This is a genomic window from Micromonospora sp. NBC_01405 (assembly GCF_045040155.1).
GTDB lineage: Bacteria > Actinomycetota > Actinomycetes > Mycobacteriales > Micromonosporaceae > Micromonospora.
The window spans coordinates 1,765,884-1,787,394 of sequence record NZ_CP109532.1 but is presented as its reverse complement, the minus strand read 5'-3'; the positions used below and the strand labels follow the sequence as shown (position 1 = coordinate 1,787,394).

17 protein-coding genes, 2 tRNA genes and 1 pseudogene are annotated in these 21,511 nt (G+C 67.7%); 7 read left to right on the top strand and 13 right to left on the bottom strand.

What is annotated here, in order from left to right; all coding sequences use genetic code 11:
• Positions 1-4: 4 nt before the first annotated feature.
• On the top strand, positions 5-442 hold the full coding sequence (locus tag OG559_RS06825; protein WP_405113534.1) for a hypothetical protein: 438 nt from the start codon (positions 5-7) through the stop codon (positions 440-442).
• 209 nt (positions 443-651) lie between these two features.
• Positions 652-724 (top strand) — tRNA-His (locus tag OG559_RS06820).
• A 58-nt stretch (positions 725-782) separates the two neighbouring features.
• Here the strand turns inward: OG559_RS06820 and OG559_RS06815 are convergent.
• Complete coding sequence (locus OG559_RS06815) at positions 783-2,081, bottom strand: Ig-like domain-containing protein (protein WP_405113532.1); 1,299 nt, start codon at positions 2,079-2,081, stop codon at positions 783-785.
• Positions 2,082-2,291: 210 nt separating this feature from the next.
• Positions 2,292-3,563, bottom strand: a complete 1,272-nt coding sequence (locus tag OG559_RS06810; protein ID WP_405113530.1) for an Ig-like domain-containing protein — start codon at positions 3,561-3,563, stop codon at positions 2,292-2,294.
• 185 nt (positions 3,564-3,748) lie between these two features.
• Between OG559_RS06810 and OG559_RS06805 the strand changes: the two genes are divergently transcribed.
• Positions 3,749-3,824: transfer RNA gene (locus OG559_RS06805), tRNA-Lys, on the top strand.
• A gap of 278 nt (positions 3,825-4,102) precedes the next feature.
• Positions 4,103-4,543 carry an NUDIX domain-containing protein gene (locus OG559_RS06800; protein WP_405113528.1) on the top strand — a complete coding sequence of 147 codons (441 nt, stop codon included), beginning with the start codon at positions 4,103-4,105 and terminating at the stop codon, positions 4,541-4,543.
• Positions 4,544-4,788: 245 nt separating this feature from the next.
• On the opposite strand, the gene OG559_RS06795 is transcribed toward OG559_RS06800, so the two are convergent.
• Complete coding sequence (locus tag OG559_RS06795) at positions 4,789-5,385, bottom strand: GIY-YIG nuclease family protein (RefSeq protein ID WP_405113526.1); 597 nt, start codon at positions 5,383-5,385, stop codon at positions 4,789-4,791.
• A 146-nt stretch (positions 5,386-5,531) separates the two neighbouring features.
• Here OG559_RS06795 and OG559_RS06790 point away from each other — a divergent pair.
• A protein-coding gene (locus OG559_RS06790; RefSeq protein WP_405110042.1) for an IS3 family transposase occupies positions 5,532-6,700 on the top strand; the annotation gives its coding sequence in 2 pieces (ribosomal slippage) (positions 5,532-5,816 and positions 5,819-6,700; 1,167 coding nt in all).
• Between the two features lie 171 nt (positions 6,701-6,871).
• Here the strand turns inward: OG559_RS06790 and OG559_RS06785 are convergent.
• From OG559_RS06785 to OG559_RS06755, 7 genes are all read right to left on the bottom strand, one after another.
• Positions 6,872-7,600, bottom strand: coding sequence for a helix-turn-helix domain-containing protein (locus tag OG559_RS06785; protein ID WP_405113524.1), 729 nt, complete (start codon positions 7,598-7,600; stop codon positions 6,872-6,874).
• Entirely contained in the window at positions 7,597-7,893 is a 297-nt protein-coding gene (locus OG559_RS06780) for a hypothetical protein (protein WP_405113522.1), read from the bottom strand. The genes OG559_RS06785 and OG559_RS06780 overlap by 4 nt, the downstream gene beginning before the upstream one ends.
• 46 nt (positions 7,894-7,939) lie before the next feature.
• On the bottom strand, positions 7,940-9,073 hold the full coding sequence (locus OG559_RS06775) for a hypothetical protein (RefSeq protein WP_405113520.1): 1,134 nt from the start codon (positions 9,071-9,073) through the stop codon (positions 7,940-7,942).
• A gap of 131 nt (positions 9,074-9,204) precedes the next feature.
• On the bottom strand, positions 9,205-11,289 hold the full coding sequence (gene fxlM / locus OG559_RS06770; RefSeq protein ID WP_405113518.1) for a methyltransferase, FxLD system: 2,085 nt from the start codon (positions 11,287-11,289) through the stop codon (positions 9,205-9,207).
• A 12-nt stretch (positions 11,290-11,301) separates the two neighbouring features.
• Positions 11,302-12,564, bottom strand: coding sequence for a lanthionine synthetase C family protein (locus OG559_RS06765; RefSeq protein ID WP_405113516.1), 1,263 nt, complete (start codon positions 12,562-12,564; stop codon positions 11,302-11,304).
• Positions 12,561-15,590, bottom strand: coding sequence for a lantibiotic dehydratase (locus tag OG559_RS06760; RefSeq protein ID WP_405113514.1), 3,030 nt, complete (start codon positions 15,588-15,590; stop codon positions 12,561-12,563). Before OG559_RS06760 ends, OG559_RS06765 begins: the two co-directional genes overlap by 4 nt.
• A gap of 111 nt (positions 15,591-15,701) precedes the next feature.
• Complete coding sequence (locus tag OG559_RS06755; RefSeq protein WP_282267781.1) at positions 15,702-15,836, bottom strand: FxLD family lanthipeptide; 135 nt, start codon at positions 15,834-15,836, stop codon at positions 15,702-15,704.
• Between the two features lie 286 nt (positions 15,837-16,122).
• Here OG559_RS06755 and OG559_RS06750 point away from each other — a divergent pair, with 286 nt between their 5' ends.
• The gene (locus OG559_RS06750) at positions 16,123-17,478 is read left to right on the top strand and encodes a transcriptional regulator (RefSeq protein WP_405113511.1); all 1,356 of its coding nucleotides are present in this window, start codon (positions 16,123-16,125) and stop codon (positions 17,476-17,478) included.
• 2 nt (positions 17,479-17,480) lie between these two features.
• Positions 17,481-18,188, top strand: coding sequence for an SDR family oxidoreductase (locus tag OG559_RS06745; RefSeq protein WP_405113509.1), 708 nt, complete (start codon positions 17,481-17,483; stop codon positions 18,186-18,188).
• A 418-nt stretch (positions 18,189-18,606) separates the two neighbouring features.
• Here the strand turns inward: OG559_RS06745 and OG559_RS06740 are convergent.
• From OG559_RS06740 to OG559_RS06730, 3 genes and pseudogenes are all read right to left on the bottom strand, one after another.
• Positions 18,607-18,753: pseudogene (locus OG559_RS06740) on the bottom strand (uridylate kinase); the annotation flags it as partial.
• A gap of 276 nt (positions 18,754-19,029) precedes the next feature.
• Complete coding sequence (locus OG559_RS06735; protein ID WP_405113507.1) at positions 19,030-20,649, bottom strand: hypothetical protein; 1,620 nt, start codon at positions 20,647-20,649, stop codon at positions 19,030-19,032.
• Between the two features lie 263 nt (positions 20,650-20,912).
• The gene (locus OG559_RS06730) at positions 20,913-21,293 is read right to left on the bottom strand and encodes an Mth938-like domain-containing protein (protein WP_405113505.1); all 381 of its coding nucleotides are present in this window, start codon (positions 21,291-21,293) and stop codon (positions 20,913-20,915) included.
• Between the last annotated feature and the right edge of the window lie 218 nt (positions 21,294-21,511).

Sequence of the window (21,511 nt, the reverse complement as noted above, 5' to 3'; positions counted from 1 at the left end):
CCAAATGAGACCTGTGCCCGGCCTGATCCTTCCCTCCTATTATCGCTACTACGCCTCACCGGTGAAGATTGTGGCTTCATCTGATGGTGGTATCCGGGTGTGGCGGGTCTCCATCGACACTGGCGGCTGGCGGCAGGAAAACGAAATTTTCGAAGAGATAGTCTTTGCCGTCGGTGGTGACATCTTCACGCTTTCACCTGACCGGTTCGTGCAGGAGGTGGAAGCGTATCGAGGACGGCATCTGTCAGGAAATGGGCCGATTTTCGCGCTCTACGAGACGGTTGATGCAATCATCGGCGCGGAGACGCGAGAGGGCCGCCGCCTCACAGAACGAGAGCAGGCGTTGGTGCGAGGCATCAGGCGGCAGACCTTCGTCTTGTTCGAGGAACAGTTGCAGCAGGGGGGTGACCCTGGGGCGGACCCAACCATCGCCGCTCCCTAGTCCGGAACCATCCAGCGCGGATCTCTCGATCGGTCGTTCTGGCCGCGGAAGTGGCCCCTCCTCGGGACCGCGCCTACCAAGATCTACGAGCGGTGCTTGAGGGGTGCCCCCGGAAGAGAGCGGGGCCGGGAACCCGGTGGACGCGGATGGCGGGGGTGTGGCTATTATTAGTCCGCACGCCGCCCGGTCCAGCCGGCGCGGGGAGCATGGTGGCTGTAGCTCAGTTGGCAGAGCACCGGGTTGTGGTCCCGGTTGTCGTGGGTTCAATTCCCATCAGTCACCCGTTGCACGAAGGCCCCCTCCGTACGGAGGGGGCCTTCGCCGTATCCGGGGCTGCTGGTCAGGTCGTCGGCTCGGCGCTGGGGGTCTCGGCGGTGTCGCCGGGGGTGGCCTCGGCGCTCGGGGAGGCGGCGGCGTCCGGGTCGTACGGAAGGGCACTGCCCTTGACGTACTCGTTCCAGCTCATGTTCCAGTCGGTCCAGCCGTTGCCGTTGGCGAGCTTGCGCTCGGTGCCCTTGACGGTGATCGGGTCGCCGATCCGGGTGTTGGCGAACAGCCAGGCGCCGTTCTTCATCGAGACGTTCACGCAGCCGTGCGAGACGTTGACGCTGCCCTGCTGCCCCTCCGACCAGGGGGCGGCGTGGATGAACTCGCCACCCCAGGTGAGTCGCTGGGCATAGTCGATCTTCGTGCGGTAGCCCTCCTCGGGGCCCAGTTCCTCCATGGTGTCGAAGACCGTCTTGCGCAGCTTCTCGATGACGATCATGGTGCCGCTGGAGGACGGGGTGCTCTTCTTGCCAAGGCTGACGGGGATGGTCTTGATCGCCTTGCCGTCCTTGGTGACCGTCATCCGCTTGGTCTTGTTGTCGACCGTCATGATCACCGCCGGGCCGGTCTTGACGTCGACCGACAGGTCGGCCCGGCCGTACCAGCCGTCACCGAGGGGCAGGCCGCCGGCCTGGATCCGGTACGAGACGGCAGTGCCGGCCTTCCAGAACTCCTTCGGCCGGAACCGGATCTCGGTGGGGCTGACCCAGTGCCAGACCCCCTCCTGGGCGGGCGTTGAGGTCACCGTCATCCGGCGCTGGACGTCGTCGCGGTAGTCCTCCGCGACGGCCCGGCTGAACTTCACGATGAGCGGCATGCCGACGCCGACGACTTGGCCGTCCCCGAGGAAGCTGCTGATCCGGACCTGCTTGCTCGGCTTCGCCATCGTGGTGAAGGTGCTGGTCGCCTGCGCCGGCTTGCCGTCGTCGCCGGTGGCGGTGACGGTGGCGGTGTAGGTCTCGCCGTACTTCAGGGCGCCCTTCGGCAGCCAGCTTCCGCCGTCGGCGACCACGGTGCCCTCGACGGCCCCGCCGGCGGAGTCCTTCAGCTCGACGGTGGTGTCCTTCGCGTCCTTGGTGGTGAAGGCGACGCCGGTGGACGCCGGCACGTCCTTGGCGTCGGCCGCGGGCCCGGTGATGGTGGCGGTGGCCTTCGGTGCGCTCTCGCCGCCGCCCTGCCAGGCCGGCGACTTGTCCCCGCCGCCCTCGTTCGTGCAGGCGGAGGTGACCGCCAGTACGGCGGCGAGCAGCCCCGCCGCGAACATCCGGCGGCGGCCGTCCCGCCGGCTCAGCTGGTCCTGCGTCGCGCGCATGATTCCCTCACTGTCGTGGTGCCCCGGTTGCCATCGTGTCTCACTGACGCACGGGAACACGTACCCGTTGCGGGGGGTGAAGAGAAACACGCGGACCATCATGTCCGAATGCTGATAAAATATCGTTCTTTGTGAACGCTGCTCCTAAACGACGGGAGGGCGGGGCACCCGACAAGTCGGGTGCCCCGCCCTCCCGTGGCGGTCGTCGCGTCAGGCCAGATCCGGGCCGGAGCCGCCCTCCGGCACCGGCAGCGCGCTGCCCTTGACGAACTCGGCCCAGCTCAGGCTCCAGGCCGTCCAGCCGTTGCCGGCGGCGAGCTTGCGCTCGGTGCCCTTGATGGTGATCGGGTCGCCGATCTTGGTCTCCGAAAAAAGCCACTTCGCATGCGCCGTGGAGACGTTCACGCAACCGTGCGACACGTTCTGCCGCCCCTGCACGTGCACGGACCACGGCGCGGCGTGGATGTACTCGCCGCCCCAGGTGAGCCGCTGGGCGAAGTCGATCTCGGTGACGTAGCGGTTGGCCGGGTTCGGATCGTCCCGGGTGTCGAAGGTCGTCGACTCCTTCTTCTCCATGACGACCATGGTGCCGCTGGAGGACGGGGTGCTCTTCTTGCCCAGGCTGACCGGGATCGTGCGAACGACCTGGCCGTCCTCGTAGACGGTCATCTTCTTGGTGGCGTTGTCGACCTTCATGACGAACGACCGGCCGATCTTGGCGGTGGCGCTCCGGTCGACGTTGCCGTACTTGCCGTTGCTCAGCGGGATGCCGGCCAGTGCGATCCGTACGGTGATCGTGGTGCCGGACTTCCAGTACTCGGGTGCCCGGTAGTACGCCTGCGTGCCGTTGGAGACCCAGTGCCAGGCACCCGGCTGTGGCGGGTCGGTGCGGACGAACATCCGCTTCTGCACCGCCTCCCGGTCCTTGGCGGGGATGCCCGGGTGGAACTCGGCGACGACCGGCATCCCGACGCCGTACGTCTTGTCGCTGAACAGGTAGAGCCCGGAGGCGATCGTCGACTTCGGCTTGGCCATCGTGGTGAAGGTGCTGGTGCCCTGCCGGGTCTGGCCACCCTCGCCGGCGGCCATGACGACGGCGGTGTAGCGGGTGCCGTACTTCAAGGCGCTGTTCGGAACCCACGACGAGCCGTCGGCGCGCCAGCGGCCCTCGACCTTGTCGCCGTTGGCGGCGGTGAGGGCGACATCGGTCACCTTGCCGCCCTCGGGGATCTTTGCGGAGATCTCGGCGCTGACCGGCCTGTTCTTGGCGCCGTCCGCCGGGCTGACCGTGAGCGGCGGACCGGCACTGGTGGCCGGCTCGGCCGGGGCCGTCCCTGATTCCGCGGCGACGCTGCTGCCGACGGAGGGGGCAGCGTCGACGAACTCCGCCTTCTTCTGGTCGTCTCCGCACCCGGTCAGTGCCAGCGACGCCATCAGGCTCAGGGCCCCCACCCTCGCCCCGACCCGCGCGAACCTGCCCATTTCCACCCCTGTTCTCGCGTCCTGGCGGACATCGTGCCGCATGAGGGCCAGGAAGTATCGCCTGCCTGCACCTGGGCTGATGATTTGAGAGTGTATGTCCGGTAAGCCTGCCCGAAGGGGGGAGCCGGGTATCGGATTGGAGCACCCTCCAGAGGGCATGCTAATGTTCTCCCCGTTGCCAACGAGCGCCGCTAGCTCAACTGGCAGAGCAGCGGACTCTTAATCCGCGGGTTCGGGGTTCGAGTCCCTGGCGGCGCACCACCAAAAAGGCTCTGACCTGGGGTTTAACCCTGGGTTGGAGCCTTTTGGCGTTTCTGTTCATGGCTCGGTGTCTCGGTGGGTGCTCGGGAGCCGTTGGACCGTTACGGCTTCCGGCGGACGGGTGGCGTCGGTGGAGAGACGGATCAACTGCCTGACGCGCCGCGTCGGTCACGTCCGCGTCGGCGGGTCCGGCTTGCCAGGTACCTCGTTGCGCGTCTAAAACCGCAACCGGGCACCTTTGTGACTTTATTGATCTTGGGTGCGGACAGGGGTGAGTCGTGCGTCAGATCGTACGTAGGTCGGTGCGAGCTGTTCTGCTGGATGAGGACGATCGTCTCGTGTTGATCAAGCGGATCAAGCCCGGCCGGGTCCCGTACTGGACGGCGCCGGGCGGCGGTCAGGAGTCGACGGATGTCTCCCTGGAGGCGGCGCTTCGCCGCGAGTTGCACGAGGAGCTCGGTGCCGAGGCGGACCGGTTCGTCCAGGTGTTCCTGTTCACCGCCTCCGCTGGTGAGGGCGTTTCCGTCCAGCACTTCTTCGTCTGTCGGCTACGTCAGCTGAACGAGGACGCCCGGACCGGGGAGGAGTTCGCTGATCCGTCGCGTGGCGGCTACCAGCTCGACCGGGTGGCGATCGACAAGCTGCCTGCGGTGGATCTCAAGCCGGATGCGCTGAAAGAGTTCATCCTCTCCAACCAGGAGGCCCTGCTCTCGGTATAAGGGCAGGCTGACCGCCCGTGCCTAGGGCGAGTTCGAACTTGTATCGGAAGGACGGCCCGAGGCTGGCCGCCGCATCGGGCGGCGATGAGCCGCCCGGCCCTGGCTTGGCTCAAGTTCATCGATACACCGTATTTCCTTGGTGAAGCGGCGCACTGTGGTCGGCATGGTGGTCGTGCTCAGCGGCACGGGGAGGCGGCGGACGACAGGCCAAGGCGCGCCGTGCTGGCGTTCCCAGCGAGCGTTGATCAGGGTTGCCGCTCTACGGGTGACAGCCGGGCTTGAGCGCGCTGGGCGGCGCGGAGTGCGGAAAGCTGGCTGTGGAAGGAGCCATCCCGATTCTGGTCAAGGTTCAGCGGCAATGCATGTGTTCGGATCAATTCTTCTTCGAGTGCCCATGGCTGCTCTGCCGGGGTCCACACGACTCGGGCGTTGTCGGCCATCCAGGCGCTGAGCTGCTGTTCTCCGTCTCGGCCGAACGTCAGCCGGCTTCCGTTCCCGACCCGCCGCAGGCCAATCCCCAGGTCTTCAGCGAGAAGCGAGCCGAGGGTCAGCCGCAGCGTCGACCCGGCGGCGTTGCCCCGGTAGTGGTGTCGAATCCGGCTACGGATCGTCTGCCGGCTCGGAGGGCGGCCGTTGCTCGGTGGTGCCTTCGGTGAGATGCCGACGTAGAGCAGTATCGACCCGTTCCACCTGTGGCACTCTTCGACGGGGACCAGGGACGGCGGCGAGGCAAAGTACCAGCCGTAGACGCCAGGGACCGCGGGTATCGGGCACTCGCGCCTGCGGACGTCCTCAGCTCCATAAAGCCGGGCAGGACGTAGCAGAGCCTCTTGCAGGTCCACTGGCACTCCAAGATGTCGTCGTTCAGCCAACCTAGCCAATGGGCGAGCACGGTCAGCTACTCGGATCTGACCCCAGCCGGGTCTGCTGCACCGATAGGTGACATCTGAGATGGCTTGCCCTGGTGGCGGGCTGGAAGGATGTCGCTGTGCCTAAGCCCTACCCCCGAGAGTTCCGGGATGACGTCGTGCGTGTGGCTCGTGACCGTGACCCGGGCGTGACGGTCGAGCAGATCGCGAAGGACTTCGGAGTCCACCCGATGACGTTGTTCAAGTGGCTGCGCCAGGCTGACGTTGACGCTGGAGTCAAACCGGGTGTCAGCGGCGCGGAGTCAGCCGAGCTGCGTGAAGCCCGCAAACGGATCAAGCTCCTCGAACAGGAGAACGAGGTCCTGCGTCGGGCCGCGGCGTATCTGTCGCAGGCGAACCTGCCGGGAAAAGGCTCTACCCGCTCGTGAGCGAGCTGGCCGCCGACGGGGTCCCCGTGGCGGTGACGTGCCGGGTATTGAACATCGCTCGTCAGCCCTACTACAGGTGGCTCGCCCGGCCTGTCGGCGACGCCGAACTGGCTGAGGCGTATCGGGCGAACGCGTTGTTCGACGCCCATCGTGATGACCCGGAGTTCGGCTACCGGTTCCTGGCCGATGAGGCCCGCGCTTCCGGCCAGCCGATGGTCGAGCGCACCGCCTGGAAAATCTGCTCCGGCATGGGCTGGTGGAGCGCGTTCAGCAAGAAGAAGCGTCAGGGCAAGGGCGGCAAGGTCGGTCCGCCAGTGCACGACGATCTGGTGCGCCGCGACTTCACCGCGGACGGCCCGAATCGGCTGTGGCTGGCCGACATCACCGAACACCGCACCGGCGAGGGCAAACTGTATCTGTGCGCGATCAAGGACGTGTGGTCCAACCGGATCGTCGGCTACTCCATCGACTCACGCATGAAATCGAGGCTGGCCGTCAACGCGGTGCACAACGCCGTAGCCCGCCGTGGTGACGTGGCCGGCTGCGTGCTGCACACCGACCGCGGGTCGCAATTTCGCAGCCGAAAATTCGTCCGTGCCCTCAACCAGCACCACATGATCGGGTCGATGGGCAGAGTCGGCGCCGCCGGCGACAACGCCGCCATGGAATCCTTCTTCGGCCTGCTACAGAACAACGTCCTCGACCGCCGAACCTGGACGACCCGCCAACAGTTGAGGACCGCGATCGTGACCTGGATCGAACGGACCTACCACCGCCGCAGACGCCAACGATCCCTGTCCCGGTTGACCCCTATCGAGTACGAGACCATCATGACCCCACCGGCCAGTCAGGCCGCGTGACTGAACCTGTCACCTATCGGTGCAGCAGACCCGCCGGACCCCATCTACCTGATGAGGGCTTCCGGTGGGACGCCACTGGTGGCAACGGGCGTTGGTCAGAAGGGCCTCCGAACATGACCGGCTGGCGCGATCTTGGGATGGTCCTTTGCGGCCTGCCCATCGTTGTCCCCTTCACCGGGTGGCCTGCGGTTCCTCACTGTGGTGAAGCGGGGCCGCCGTCGCAGGTCGACCGATTTGAGGCCTACCGGGGTGGCCTGTGGACCTCATCGGTGGCATCTGGAGAATCCGTGCGAAGCGGGTCCGGGTGTCCTGGTCGGCGAGTTTGAGGAGGTCGTCGAGGGCTGCCTGCATCATCAGGTTCGGAGGTTCAAGCTGTCTGCGGTCCTCCCAGGTGGCGACGACCGAGGGAGGCACGCGAAGCCGTTCGGCGAACGCCCCAGGGCTGAGCCGCAGTGCCTCCCGCAGCGCAAGGACTTCCCGTTCCCCCCAACGAGCGATCGCGACCGTGCATGCGCAGGCTAAAGTCGTGATCATGAGACCGGGTGGTGGCTTCGCGGGTACGGCTGCCTGATGGCGTAGCAGTCGTTCGTGTTCGGCTAGCCACGCTCGCTGCCTCTGGAGCATGGTGATCAGCTCTTGGAGCGTGTCGAACGCGTCCACCAGCGATCCTTGCGCTCGGAGTTCGCGGTCGGCGCGCTCCCAGAAGCCACGAGTGATGGCGTTCCGCCCGATCTCCACGTTCGCGACCGAACTGCGGGAGTAGGCCGTCCGCCTGGCGAGGGCGGCCTGGGTCATCCCGACCGCCTTGCGCCAGTGGGCCAACTGCCGTCCCAGCGCCTTCTGCAGGTCGCGAATCTGCTCCGAAGTGACGGGACCCGGGACGACATCCGTTCCGATCATCTGTCCTGTCCGCCGTGAAGTGCGTACGAACGAGTCCGGCCGCCGCTGTTCACGAGGGGAACGGCGGCGGAGTCGATTGGCCCGACAGACAGGATCTCCATGACCACTATGAACCGTTTCGGCATCTCAACCGAGGCATCCGTTCGTGGCTGCGCTGCCGAGTAGTGGTCCACGAATCGTCGTAAGCGGGCCAACGCTCCGCCCGTCTCCAACGCCTGGTCGCAGCGACTCATGACGTCCAGGCTGGCGGTATGCTCGGCTTTCTCGATCTTGCCGAGCAGGTCCGGGCTCACGTACACCTGCCTCTACAGCTTCCGACGAATATGGCGGCTCGTTTCATCACAGCATCGACCGGGGTTGTCGTTCCCTCAATCGGTTCCGCTGGCAGGGCAGATGCCGTTGTATTGCGGTTCCAGCCACATCAAGTGCTGAGGAAAGCTGATCAACCGCTGCTGCTGGTAGGTGGCCCTGGCCTAAACCACTTGCCCTGATCAAAGCCAGCAGCGTCCCTTCGCTTTCGGAGGTAACGGCCGGATGATTGATGAGGTCGCGCGCCGCGTTGGCGTCCTCGTCGTGGATAGCATCTGCGACCAACTGTTTGGTCAGGCTGTCTACGGCAGCGGTTGGGACGCTCACCGCGAGATCCAGGGCCGTCAGTCCGAGGCGAACGCGGAACACGGTGAGACCGGTGGTTCGTGGTGTGGCCGACACTCGATCGATGACGTCAGCGTGGTCGACGGGGGTGTGACCCGCAGCCAGGTCCAGCCAGGTCGTGAGGAGTCCATGCACCGCGTGCTCCCACGGCGCTTCGATCTTTGTGGTCGTGAGGAGATCTGCTGCTGCCGGCCCTTCGTTCTGCAGTAGGTGGGCGACGATCGCGACCTGTCGTCCATCCATGAGGGTAGGTCCGACCCCGTCGTACCGGCGCACATGGTTCACGGCGTCGTCCCACCGTTCGGCGAGGAGAAGGGCGCGGGTTCCGTCGGAGAGCAGTGTGCCGCGCAGCCAACCGATGATCTGATCGAGTTCTTCGGGGTCAGCGGGAAGCTGTCGAGGGTGTACCTCCAGGTCGTCCAGAACAGCGGGAGTGCCGCCGCCGATTGCCGTGTAAAGGTGGGTGAGTAGGCGGTACGCGGCGTCGCCGTCGCCTTCACGGATGCGTAGGCGAGCGAGGTTGACGACTGGTTCGAGAGCGAAGCGGGCCGTGTGGCCGGTCAGCGGGGCTTGGTTGAGGTAGAGGCTTGCGTGGCGGCGGCACCAGGCGTGGGCAAGGTTGGGGTCTCCGCAGTCGGAGGCGATGAGGGCGGCCCCGTTGAACACCATGGACGCCTTGTCCGGGTCGCTCTCGCGCTGTGCGGTTTCGGCGAGCCTGACGAGCCGGTCGACCCGAGCGTCCAGTGGTTTGGCGGGCGGTCGTTTGCGGGCGACGAGAGGGAATCGGGCAGCGATGGTGGCGGCAAGTGACGGAGTCATGGTGTCCTCATCTGCTGCGGAAGAGCCGCATAGTGGCAACGAGGTGCGACCAGGGCGTGCGCGACATCTCAGCTGCGCTCGTCCCACGGGTGCCGGGGCGGGACAGGGCACCGTTCCGGCGCGGGGTGCGGTCAGAAGGTGATCGTGAGGGCGGTGTCGGGTCGGTTGATGTCGCCGGGTTCGGCGGGTCGGGTTCCTGCGTGGTGGGCGGTGACGGTGGGCTGGTTGGGGCGGCCTGCGGCGTCCCATTGGTCGAGCAGGTTGGTCAGGTCGGTGGCGAGCGCGTTGGCGTCGGGTCCGTGGGCGATCGCGCCGAGTTCGTGGTGGCCGTCGCCGGTGTCTTGGAAGGCGAGGTAGGCGATGGTGCCGCCGTGGTAGATGGCGGCACCGGCCCATCGGTAGGCGGGGGTGACCAGTCCGTTGGTGCCGGCGGTGTCGCCGACGCCGAGGCGGCCGAACGGCCGGTTGGCGTGGACGAGGAGCCACAGGTCGAGGTGGCCGATGGGATCGGTGTCGCTGATCTGGATGCCGGTCCAGCGTTCGAGCCGGGGGTGGCTCAGGGCGCTGGCGAGGGCGGCGCGGTCGGGTTGGTCGGTGGCGTCGAGTTTGAGGACGACGTCGGTGTCGAGGCGTACGTGGTGGTCGGTGTGTTCGGTGCTGCCGCGCATGGGGACGAATCCGCACACCAGCGGCGTCGTGGTGCTGACGAGCTGGTGGGGGCCGGTGCGGTCGAAGGCGAAGCATCGGGTCAGGCCGCTCTCGTGCACGCGCAGGGGCACGACGATGCGGCCGTGGTCGGCGAGTTGGTCCCACCAGGCGGCGGCAATGTCCCAGGCTCCGGCGGTGACGATGATCCGGTCGTAGGGCGCGTGATCGGGGTCGCCGAGGGCACCGTCGCCGCAGATCACCTTGACGGTGTCGTAGCCGGTGCGGTCGAGGCTGGCGCGGGCGCCGTCGGCGAGGTCCTGGTCGAGTTCGATGGTGACGACCGTGCCGCCGGGGCTGGTCAGTTCGGCGAGGAGGGCGGCGTTGATGCCGGTGGCCGCGCCGATCTCCAGGACGCGATGGCCGGGTTGAGGGGCGAGTTGTTCGAGCATGTCCGCGACGAGGCTGGGGCTCGACGCTGACGACAACGCGGCACCGCTGGGGTCCCGTTTGGTGACGATCTGGCGGCGGGTGTAGACGGTGTCCAGGTCGACGCCGGGGAGGAACTGCTCGCGGGGGACCGCACGGAATGCGTGCGCCACGGCGGCGGAGCGGATGTGGCCGCGCTGTTCGAGCGTGCTGACGAGTTGTTCGCGCAGCGTCGCGGCACTCGACGTTCCCGGTGCGGTGGGGGAAGTATTCACTGCGTTGACCCTACTGTCGATCTTGGTGGTGGGCTGATAGCCGGATGGGGTGTCGAAGGGGTGGTGGAAGGTGACGGCCACGGCCGCCGTCGCGAGTAGCCAGGTGTCAGCGGCGGAGATGCCGAGCCGGTTGAACAGGAACAGAAGGTGGTGGGTCAGTACCTCGCGTAGGTCGCGGGTCAGCGCGCCGTGCCGGTCGAGGAACCCGAGGTCCGCGCCTGCCTGCTCGTGGGCTTTCGGCCATTGCGGGGTGACGGCCAGTGGGCTTGCGGCCGTGTCGTGGGCTGCGGTGATCAGGCGCTGCACCGCCGCGATGAGCCGTGGGGTTGGCGCGGGGGCGTTCGGCTGGTGCCGGCGGGAGGCGAGAAGCCGCCAGACGTCGCCCTGCTCGGAGAACTCCAGTCCGGCGGCGCGCATGAGGCGAGCGGCGAGCAGGACCCCGAGTTCACGCCGATGGGTGCCGCCGGCGGTGGCGAGATGGCCGAGGATGTGGCGACTGTCCGTGTGGAAGAGGGTGTGGGCGATCGTCATGGCCTGGTCCCCGCCGAAGGCGTACGCCTCGGGCCGGTAGACGGGCTCGGTGACACTGCGGATGCGGTCGTCGTCGGTGATGGCGGCGAGGAGGGCGTAGACCTGGGCGAGTCGGTCGCCGGGCAGGAGCCGCAGCCGCCACGTCTCGCTCTTACGGATGAACCAGAAGGCGGTGATCGCCCGGTGGTCTTCCGCAGCGGTGAGTTCGGGGGCGAGCCGTGTTGCGGCGAAGTCCTCAGCGGTCTGCCAGTCCGAGAAGATCAGGTTGAGCTGGCGCCATCGGCTCACCGGTGCCACGCCGGGTGGCTCGGTGTCGGGTTCGGAATCGAGATCCACGACGCTCCTCGTCTAGTTGATCAGTAGGCTGGTGGCCCAGCGGACGTCGGTGCCGGTCGCGACGGTGTGCAGGGTGAGGGCGATTCCGGCGGGGCCGGTGATCAAGCCGGATCGTGCCGGGGTGGTGTCCGTAGCGTGCTGGATCAGCAGGCGCACGATCTGGGGCAGCCGGCTGTGCAGGATGGTGGTGCGGGCGTCGGCGGCGGCGTACCAGGCTGTAGCGGCAAGTCCTGCCCAGCCGTGACACAGCGACGGATCGACGATCCGGCCGAGTTGGAGGGGGTCGGCCAGGCAGCGGGTCAGGGCCTCTTCTGCCGCCTCTTGCCGGGCGGCGTCGTCGAGAGCGATCCCGGCCAGCTGCTGGGCGCGGGCGACTCCGGGGGTGCCGTAGCACCAGGATGGCCGTGCCGGTCCGCTCATGGAGGGCTTCCCGGTGCGTAACTCCGCGGCGGTGATCTTCTCCGGCCACCACGGGCCCGCAGGGCTTGCCTGCTGCCAGCGGTCGAGCCACGTGCAGATCCGGCGGATCGCCTCTGCGTGCCCCGGCACCCGGATGTTCTGCCGCATGGCCAGGGCCAGGAGAGCCAACGGGCCGGCGATGCCGTGCGCCATGCCGACGTTGGCGTGCCCGCCCTGCTCCGAACCTTCGCGGTCGGCGGGGTCTCCGCTCCACCATCCCGGCGCAAGTCGACCTGCGGCGTCGTCGGTCTGCACCGGCTCGGTGAGTTGGACCAGGTACGCCAGCACCCGCCGGAGCAGAGGTCCGTCCGGGGCGCGGCGCAGCAGGTGGGCTCCCAGGCCGGTCAGCCCACGTACGAGGTCGAACTCCGACAGCGAGGGCCGGGCACCCACCGCGAGGCGTGCCGTGGCAGCGGCCAGGCGGCGTTCCACCAGGTCATCGAGGGCATGATCAAGCGCGTCCAGGGCTGCCGGGCGGGAGTGCGGCATGGCCATGGTCAGCGCGTGGGTGACAGCGGGTGCGCCGAACCAGAGTCCGGCTCCGCTGCCGCTGTTCAGCGTGTCAGCGGTCGCGCCTCGCAGCCAGGCATGGACCGGTTCCCACCCACCGTGTCCGGTCTGCGCTCGCACTCCGTGCAGGATTGCCACGCCGGCGGCACCCCGGGACAGCGACTGGGCGTACCAGCGGGTACTGCGTGGCCCCAAGTCGTCCGCCGCGAAGTCCGGGGGTGGCGGCTCGGCCAGGGTGGTGGTGATACCCGCGGCCATCGCCTCTGCCGCCCGCAGCAACGGTGTCCTCAGCGGTGCTCCGGTCATCGGGATGCTCCTACGGCGCGCACCCGGCGGCGAACCGCCGCCAGCGCGACATGGCGGGCCAACCGATACGTGAGCTGCTCGGCGTCTTCGTCGGGGCCGAGAGCGCGAACGACGTGCAGGTGCATCAGCGACGCGAGCACCGAGGCGGGGGTGAGCGGGCCGGCGACGGTGGACAGTTCGGCGGTGTACCGGGTCGCGGCCATGGAGCGTTCCTGCCATGCCTGCTGGATGGGCTCGGGAAGTTCGCTCGGGTCGAGGGTGACCGCTTGGAGCAGCACGTCCCGCTGGAGCGGCGCCGGCCCGGTCTGCTCGGGGCGCGCCACCAGCCACTCGCAACCGTCGGTGCGGCTGCCGAGCATCGAGGCGGCCAGGTCGACCATGCTCAGGGCGGTCAGTGCCCGCCGATCGATCCCAGACTCAGGCTGCGCTACCAGCTGTGCCAGGGCTGCGGAGGAGTCGGCGGTGAACAACCTCTCGGCTGCTGCCAGCGCGGTGCCGCAGCCGTAGCGACCGGACTCGGGATGGTAGGTGTCCAGACTCCAATCGCCGGCAAGGCGCTGCTGTCGGAGCCCGGCGACCCACCGCCCGACCCGCACCGCCGCGTCGCCGTAGTCATCGGTGTGCAGTCGTAGTCGAAGATGCGGGGTGGGGCGTCGCATGCGCACGAACCACCACAGCGGCGGCTCGGGCCAGTCGGCGAACAGCGCGGGCAGCCCTCGCATCAAGACCAGCTCTATCGTCGAAGTCTCGACGGCCACCGAAGCGGACAGCAGGCCACTGGCACCCGGTATGACCGGCTCGGGGGGAACGGGCGGCGGCCATGCGCCTCGCGCGGGAATCGCAGCCGGCGCGGCAGCGGGCTCAACCGTCGAGGCGACTGGCACGACGATCTCGTGGGCGCGGCCGGAGAGCCAACCGAAGTCCTCCGGGCTCGCCGCGTCCACCACGGTTACCGGTCCGGCGCTGGCGTCCAGGTGGGCACGCAGCAGGGCACGATCCATGGACTGATCGAGATGGAGCCGAAGCCGCTGGTCACCGTTGCCGACCTGCACCCATGCCGGCAGCCGCAGCCTCGTCCGCAGCGCCTCCCAGGCGGTCAACCACTCACCATCGCTGGCGTCCGCATCGGGGAGGGATGTCGGATCGACGCGCCACCGGGCCGCCGCCAGGAGGACGCGCCCGTACTTCAGCGCGGGTCGAAACGGCAAGCAGGACGCCGCACCCCAGTCGAACGGTTTCAGCCGGGCATCCGTGGCTCGCGGCAGCTCCAGGAGGAACCGGCCGAGCAGCGGCATCGTGTGTACGGCGGCGGCGTGCGCCACTGTCGGCTCCACCACCCGCCACCGCGACATCGACACCAACACCAGCCGATCCGGGCCGGCGGTCACACCCAAATCGTCGAGGCCAATCACGTTCTCGGCCACGGGCCGGTGCTCGGCCAGGCTGACCAGCCACGGAAGTACCTGCCGGGAGCTGAGCACGTTCTGGGTGTGTAGCTTGCGCGGCGGGAAGCTTAGCTGCGCCGGCATGGCCCCGGCCACCGAGACAGGAAGACGGGCGAATTCCCGGCACATCAACTCCCGGTCGGTGTAGGGCAGCCCGTCGAGGAAACGCCCGCTCGTCGCCATCGCTGAGCGGCCCATGCCAGTCAGCGCGACCGTGAACCGTCCCAGTGTCAGCGCCTCCAGCGAGACCGCGCGGACCTCTGCCGAGACGTCGACATGAGGGCTGACAGGCCCCGTGGCTCGGCCAGGGCCGGCGAGCCATTCGACGGCCGTGTCATCGAGAACCACCTCACGAGCACCGTCGATCACCGCCTGCTGAGCCATCGCGAGCAGCCGCTCGTCACGACCGGACAGCAGAGCCGCAGGCGCGTCGGCGACAGTGCCGAAGTGTTCGGGGAAGCCCAACCCGACGAGCGGATCTACCAGCCGATTCAGCGGCACCACTGCCGTCATCCCGTAGCGGTCGATGAACCGGGCACGGTACGCACGCCACTCGGGCCGCCCCGACGGATCCGGCGTCAGCCGTCGTAGCACCTCCACCGATGCGGCGATTTCGGCGGCGACCTGCTCCGGCAGTGCGACCTGATCCGCGAGCTGAAGATCCACCGCGAGCGGCTGAGTGGCCGGAGCCACGCTGCGCATGTGGTCGGCGAGCCCACGAAGGTACGTCGCGCCCCCTGCGCTGGTAACACCGAGACGACCATGCAGCGAGCCCAGTTCGACCCGAAGGGCTCGCTGTTCATCGGGATCACCGTCGAACACGGCATCGAGGGTGTCCAGGACATGCCTAATCGGGTCCGTGCACGTCGATGGTGGTCGGAGAGCGGAGATCAGCACGCCGTGGTCCACCAGGCCGGCAAGCATCGCGTCAGCGGACGCGCGTGGGAAGCCTGGAAACGCCGCAGCGACACCGTCGACCAGATCAGCCCACGGCACTGGGGCACGGGCGAGTGACACCGCCAGCTGTACCGCTGCGGTGTTCCGCACCGAGGCCGACTCTGCACGTGCAGAGGCGTGCGGCCGGCGCGCCACGACGATCCGAGGCCCGTTCACCAGCGCGAGGTTGTTTGCCTGCACGGGCAGACGGCGGCGTACGTCGGGCTCAGCTTCGAGGTGCGCAATCAGGGACGCGAGCCAACTCGCGTCCGGCCGTACCCGGAGCGCCGGCCGCCCCGCCGGTACCACCGCAGCCACCGTGTCGAACCGCAGGGCCGCCACGCCCGAGAACAGCCCGAAGGGCGTCGCACGCCGCTGCGCACGGACCAGGTATCGCGCCAACGCCAACGCCATCCGCCACCCTCGGTCTGGAGTAGCGCTTCCTGTGGCGAGGACCGTTTCTACGCGAGCAGCGAACTCGGGGCTGGCGGCCCAGACAGCCTCGGCCAGGCCTACCTTCCGCCACGTCGCGTGCAACCAGTCCGCGATACCGGAGGCGTCGCTCCGGTCCGGCCAAGGAGCCGGGCCGTCGGACCACGAGTGAGCGGCAATGCGGATCGTCGCGGCACCGATCGACCGAAACATGAGTCGCGCTCCTTCTGTCACGAGGCGCTCCTGCGGGACATGGCTGGATACGGGGTGCCGGTTCCGGCAGGGACCGGGGGATCGCCTGCCGGAACCAGCGGGAGTGATCGGTCAGCAGTCGCTGCCCCTCACGGTGTCGCAGCCGTCGTCCGTGTCGCCCAGCAAGGCGGCGGCAACCGGACCCTCCGTGACGATCTGCACGTCGAGTTCGAACGGGTCGTCGCTGACGGCGAGCAGGCTGTTCATGGCAACCTCCAATGGGACTGGGATGATGGGTGGGCAGGTAGCCCCCGCAGCTACCAGCACTGCGTCTTGTCCTGCCCGCCGTCACGCCCTCCCCGGCAGTGACGACGAGCAGGAGCCTCAGAAGCGCCAGACGAACGCGATCCGGCAACCACAGCCAACCGTGCTATGAAGCGGTTGAACAGGTCCGGGGCGTAGTCTCGCCGTTGTCTCTCACCGGATCTTGGTCGTTGATCCTCAGCGGATAAGCGGGCGCGCATTACAGTGCTTAGGCATTGAGGAGGCAGCGATGGCGTCGCAGCTACCGGCATCCGATCGGGATCGGCTCATTCACCCGCTCAGCGTCGTGCGCGCTGCACGAGGGTGGACATACCAGGACGTGGTCAGTGCGATCGCGAAGCACAGCCGGAACATGGCCGCCCGGCGAGAGAAGGCGTGGCGTTGGGAGCACTGGGGAGTGGTCCCCGATCTCGAAAGCCAGCTCGCTCTCGCCGCGGTACTCGACATTCCGCAGGAGCGCGTACGGGAGGCACCATGGCCGCAATGGCTTCCCGCCGGTGACCCGATCCAGACCTCCTTCGGATGGACACAGTCGGGCGGACTGCAGGCACTCGTCAACGCATTGGAGTACGCACACGTGGACCGCCGTGCCTTCATGAAGATCACAGGCGTGCCCCTGGCCGGCATCGCCGAAGCGTGGCTGACCATCGAACCCCGAGAACTCGTTGCCGTCCTGCGAGGCGGCCAGGTGACCGCCGACCTGGTCGAACGGTTGGAAGAGGGCCTTCCGCGACTACGCTTCCTGGAGGCGACCCGAGGCGGTGACCAAGCCCGGACCCTCATCCACGCCGAACTCGGCATGGTGGTGGATGTCCTCGACCGATCCACCTACACGGCTGTGGTAGGTCAGCGACTGTACGCCTTGGCGGCAGAACTCGGCCGGATGGCCGGCTGGGCGTCGTTCGACGCTGGCCTGCACGCAGCGGCGCAGCGCTACTGGCTCGCCGCACTACACGCCGCACACGCCGCCGCCGACCGACTGCTGGGAGCCAACATCCTCAAATCGATGAGCCTGCAGTGCTACGACTTCGGCCGCCCCCGAGAGGCACTGGAGCTGGCGCGCAGCGCCCACGAGGGTGCCAAAGGGGTGACCCCACGCGCCGCCGCGATGCTGGCGCTACGGGAGGCCAGGGCTCACGCAGCGATCGGCGACAGCAGAGCATGCGAACGCCTCCTCAAACAGGCCGACGTCGAGTTCGATCGCATAACATCGACCGACCCGGAGCCCGCCTATCTTGGGTACTTCGACGAATCTGAATTCAACGCCCAGGTCGGGACCTGCTTCCTGGATCTGGGCCGATCGAAAGAAGCCGACAGGTACTTCAGCCGTACGCTCCGGTTGGTTCCAGCCACCAAGGTGCGCGACCGGGCCACGTACGTGATCCGCCGCGCGTCGGCGCAGACGCAACTCGGAGACGCCGACCACGCGGCATCGCTCGTCGCGGAGGCGATACCACTGATACGTGAGGCCCCATCAGAACGGAACATGCGCCGCGTCGTTCGAGCACGGCAACGGCTCCCGTTCACCAAGGCCGACCCGCGCGCTCGCGCCCTCGATGACCAGCTCGCCACCCTGGGGGTCTGACCATGGCTGACGACATCAAGGTCGCCGTAGTGACCGGCGCCAACCGAGGACTCGGCGCAGCCATCGCCCGCAACCTGGCCGAGCAAGGCCTGCACGTGGTGCTCGCTGGCCGAAACGAGTACTCCGTCGACCACGTGGTGTCCGACCTGACGAGGGACGGACTATCCGCCAGTGCACACCAACTCGACGTCAACGACCCGGCCAGCGTGGCGCGTGCCTTCGCCGACACCGCAAAGCGCCACGGCCGGCTGGACGTCCTGGTGAACAACGCTGGTATCGCCATCGACCGCGGCCAGACAGCGGCGAGCCCCGACTTCGAGCGGGTCCGCAGCGCCCTGGACACCAACCTCCTGGGCGCGTGGCGCTGCTGCGCCGCCGCCGTGCCGGAGATGAAGAAGAACGGCTACGGCCGCATCGTCAACATCAGTAGCCACCTCGCCTCACTCGCCACCATGGGCGACACCAACGTCTCCTACCGCGTGTCCAAGGCGGCTTTGAACGCGCTGACCCGGGTCCTCGCGGCCGAACTCGCCGGCACCGGCATCCTGGTCAACGCATGCTCACCGGGACGTATGAACACCAGGATGGCGTACGGCGAGACCGACCGGACGCCGAAGGAAGGTGCCGAAACACCCGTGTGGCTCGCCACCCTGCCGCCCGACGGGCCGACCGGCGGCCTGTTCGCCGACGGCAAACCAATCGACTGGTAGAAGACACCTGTGACGCATCGGCTGCTGCCGCTCCGCGCCGCCTACTCGGCGGCGGTGAACTCCACCTCGCGGTGCGGGCTCAATGATCTTCGGATGGGGAGTGCCCGTCGGTCGTCTTGCGACCGCACTCGTCGGGTCTATTGGTGCCGCAGTGGCACGGTCGAATGTCAGTCGTGGGCAACCGGCCGCAGCCGCAGGGGCGGCGGCGTTGCCCGTAAGGTTGCACGTCGATACGACCGCATTCGCGGTGGGGCGCTCCGACGGTGCTGACGCCCAGGCCCTTGTCCTGGGTGGGCAGCTCGGTGCGCGCATCTGGCCGTTCACCGCCGTAACGGACGACTCTGTACTTCTGCCGGCTGGTTCTCTTGCCGTGACTGGTTGGTCCCTCGGGCGTCGGTTCGCGGGCCGGTGGGGGCGCGATGACCGTAGGTATGCAGTCGGCGAGCGTGGTCTTGCCGGCGGCGGGCGGCCCGTCGATGGCAACCCGCGTCGGGTGTGCAGCCGTGACGGACCAGACTGCCTCGGCCAGGCGGCCGAGCATCTCGTCGTGGGTGCCTTGCTCCATGCCGTTGCCCCGTCCTACCCGCGCGGTCGGCGACCGCATCATCCTCTGCATCGTAGGATTTCGTATGGTCAGGTTGACTGCCCTTGATCTGGTATCCGCACATGCCGCGATCCGCGTGGCTGCTGCTGCGGAAGCTTGTCACCGCGCGGCTCGGTCACTGAGAGCGGGTGAGTGCCTGTGCCGATGACGTGTCGGCCAGGCCCTTTGAGTCCACCCGACGGGAGTTGGCCTTGGTAGCTCGGAGCAGGCACTTCTTGGTCGTGGACACTGGCCAGATCAGTCCATAGCCCCTTCGCGAGAGTCGTCTGGCTCGATAGCGGTCCGACGATGGCTCAACAACACCGCGCGTTCGTCGTCCGGGATCATCATCGCTTCGGCGAGCACGGCGGCCAGCGCGGCCACCTGGGCGTTGTCGATGTCGGCGGGGAAGATCCACCGAATATTCTCGTCGCGCGTGATGAGATCGACAGCCGACCGGCCGATGCCGTCTTGGATGGTCGCCGTCCGGACATACCGCACCTGGTCGAGCGGGATTGCCTGGCGGATATCGCCCTGTTCGAGGAAGGCACCGGCCTTGGCGATGACAATGCGGCGATTGGTTACGGCGATCAGGATCCTCGCCGACCCTGCCAGTCGTTCTTTCGCGCCGCCGACGATCGCCGAGAGGGTGTCAAGGGTCTCGGGCTGGTCGGGAAGACCGAGGGCCCGTAGGGTCTCGTCATCGGTAAGGAACCACCGCAAGATCCGCAGGTACGGTTCCAGGCTCAGCGATGTGGGCGCGCAGATGATGTCGGGTGTCTCGATCTCGGCAACCGGTGGATGGAGGGCGTCCGCCAGCGGCTGGATCGCCTCGAGAAGCCGGGCTGAGGTCTCGCGACCCGCCTTTGGGTCTCGCAGCCACCCCGTCAGCGACTGTGCCAGGCCGCTTGGGCCCGGGAGTTCGGCGATGATGCGTAGCTCTCGGGTCAGCGAGTCGACGAGCTCGGTGGCCTCGGCCATGGCAGCGTCGAGCTCCTTACACGTGTCGCGCGCGATGACCTCGACGAGACGTGCTTCGTCGGGGTCATCGCGGCCGGCGGTTCGGGCCTTGCCCGCACGGAGCGCCTGATACCCAGTCCAAGCCTTCAAAGAGGACAGAAGAGCGTTGGCGTCGAAGGCGATCGCCTCGGCGTTCGTCTGGATGTACTCCCGGCGGTGGGACGAGCCGGACCGCTCGATCTGCCCGATGTGGCCCTGGACGTTTTGGCGGTACAGATTGAGCTGCTTGCGCAGCACCGCCTCGCTGCCCGCGACGTTGTCCCACAGCGAGTTCGGGACCGCTTCGATCTCCCGGGCCTGGTCGACCGCGCTGTTGACGCTGGCGACGAGCCCCATCAGTTCGGCCCACTGCTCGTTGCGGACGGAGCGAAGCACGTGGCCAGTCAGCGCGACGTTGGTCCGGACGATGCCGCTGACCTCACTCAGCTGCAACTGCAGGGCGATCATGGCCAGCGCCGGGCCGATCGCTGCCGCCTTCTGCGCCATGCTCACCGCGTCCACGCGAATTAATCGAGCCTGCTTGAAGCTGCCGTTGACCAGCACCGTCCCGAGGTTCGCACCGTCCTTTGCCGCGAGCCTTCCGCCGGCGTCGAGCAAGGCCCGGGTCGATTCGCTGAGCCGGTAGAGCCCCTGCGCGGAGGCGACCGCGTTCCCGATGTTGCCGACCAGAGTCGAGGTGTTCCCGATCGAGGCGAGGAACGTGGATATCTGCCGACGGTCGGCGGCCGGCACGATCCCGAAGTCGAGCAGATCGAACTTGAGCTCCGCTGGGTTCGCCCCGAAGACGACCGCGATGCCGGGAAGCACCTCCGCCACGACCGTCGAGGCCGCCGACGGGGCGAGGTCCGCATCGGTCATGACAGGTGAGTCCGAGGGGTCCTGCATGCGACCTCCAACAGCGGGGCACCGATGGCTATACATCGGCGTTGACAGGCGGATTCTACGGCTCGATAACGCCTGCCATAAACCTGTCGGCCGATAGGTCGGGACCTTCGCCCGAACGACGTCCCTCTTCGCCCGAACGCGCGGGCTGAACTAAATCGCGCCGGCCCGTTGTCTCGGAGAGACCGCTCGCATCGGCGCACTCATCTGCCGCCGCAAGCGTGTCTCTATCGTTGCGTTCAGCAGGTCGAGTGGAACAGCCCTGCGACTGCGGTGCCACTGGTGGCGAGGTCGTTGTAGATCTGGACTGCCTCGGTGGTCTCGGCCACGTAAACGGTCACCCCGCGCTCCTCCAACAGTCTGAGGGTACGCGGGTCGACCTGCAGCTGCAGTTGCATGCCACGCGACAGTACGACGGTCGTGGCGCCGTGGGCCAGAAGCTCTAGGACATCATCGGGCTGAACACCGGGGCTGTGGCGGGTACCGGTTTCGGACCAGTCCCACGGACGGCCACCGCTGGGGTAGAGCTTGAAGTCCTTGCCAACTCCAAGGTCCTCGACGTCCATGTGGCCCCATGAGATCGCCAGTACGAGTGGCGAACGAGTTGTTTCGCTGGACACGGCGGCCCCTCGTTGGACGGAGCCGCGTCGGCCGCGGCTGAACGTTCTGTGCAGGCTGCCAGACCTTACGCTCACGCCGCGATCCGCATGCTCACCGGGATCATCGTGCGTCGAGCCTGCCCGGGCGTACGGAGCCGGACAGGAGGACGAAGTTCAGCCGATGATGGCGGTGAGAGTTGGGTTCGCAGCTCGCGTCGTAGTCGCCGGCTGCGGCGAGT

What these genes read in the sequence shown, in the direction of transcription:
- OG559_RS06825 (WP_405113534.1), top strand. Translation starts at nt 5, where the DNA reads ATGAGACCTGTGCCCGGCCTGATCCTTCCCTCCTATTATCGCTACTAC.
- OG559_RS06815 (WP_405113532.1), bottom strand. Translation starts at nt 2,081, where the DNA reads ATGCGCGCGACGCAGGACCAGCTGAGCCGGCGGGACGGCCGCCGCCGG.
- OG559_RS06810 (WP_405113530.1), bottom strand. Translation starts at nt 3,563, where the DNA reads ATGGGCAGGTTCGCGCGGGTCGGGGCGAGGGTGGGGGCCCTGAGCCTG.
- OG559_RS06785 (WP_405113524.1), bottom strand. Translation starts at nt 7,600, where the DNA reads ATGATCGGAACGGATGTCGTCCCGGGTCCCGTCACTTCGGAGCAGATT.
- OG559_RS06775 (WP_405113520.1), bottom strand. Translation starts at nt 9,073, where the DNA reads ATGACTCCGTCACTTGCCGCCACCATCGCTGCCCGATTCCCTCTCGTC.
- OG559_RS06765 (WP_405113516.1), bottom strand. Translation starts at nt 12,564, where the DNA reads ATGACCGGAGCACCGCTGAGGACACCGTTGCTGCGGGCGGCAGAGGCG.
- OG559_RS06760 (WP_405113514.1), bottom strand. Translation starts at nt 15,590, where the DNA reads ATGTTTCGGTCGATCGGTGCCGCGACGATCCGCATTGCCGCTCACTCG.
- OG559_RS06755 (WP_282267781.1), bottom strand. Translation starts at nt 15,836, where the DNA reads ATGAACAGCCTGCTCGCCGTCAGCGACGACCCGTTCGAACTCGACGTG.
- OG559_RS06750 (WP_405113511.1), top strand. Translation starts at nt 16,123, where the DNA reads ATGGCGTCGCAGCTACCGGCATCCGATCGGGATCGGCTCATTCACCCG.
- OG559_RS06745 (WP_405113509.1), top strand. Translation starts at nt 17,481, where the DNA reads ATGGCTGACGACATCAAGGTCGCCGTAGTGACCGGCGCCAACCGAGGA.
- OG559_RS06735 (WP_405113507.1), bottom strand. Translation starts at nt 20,649, where the DNA reads ATGACCGATGCGGACCTCGCCCCGTCGGCGGCCTCGACGGTCGTGGCG.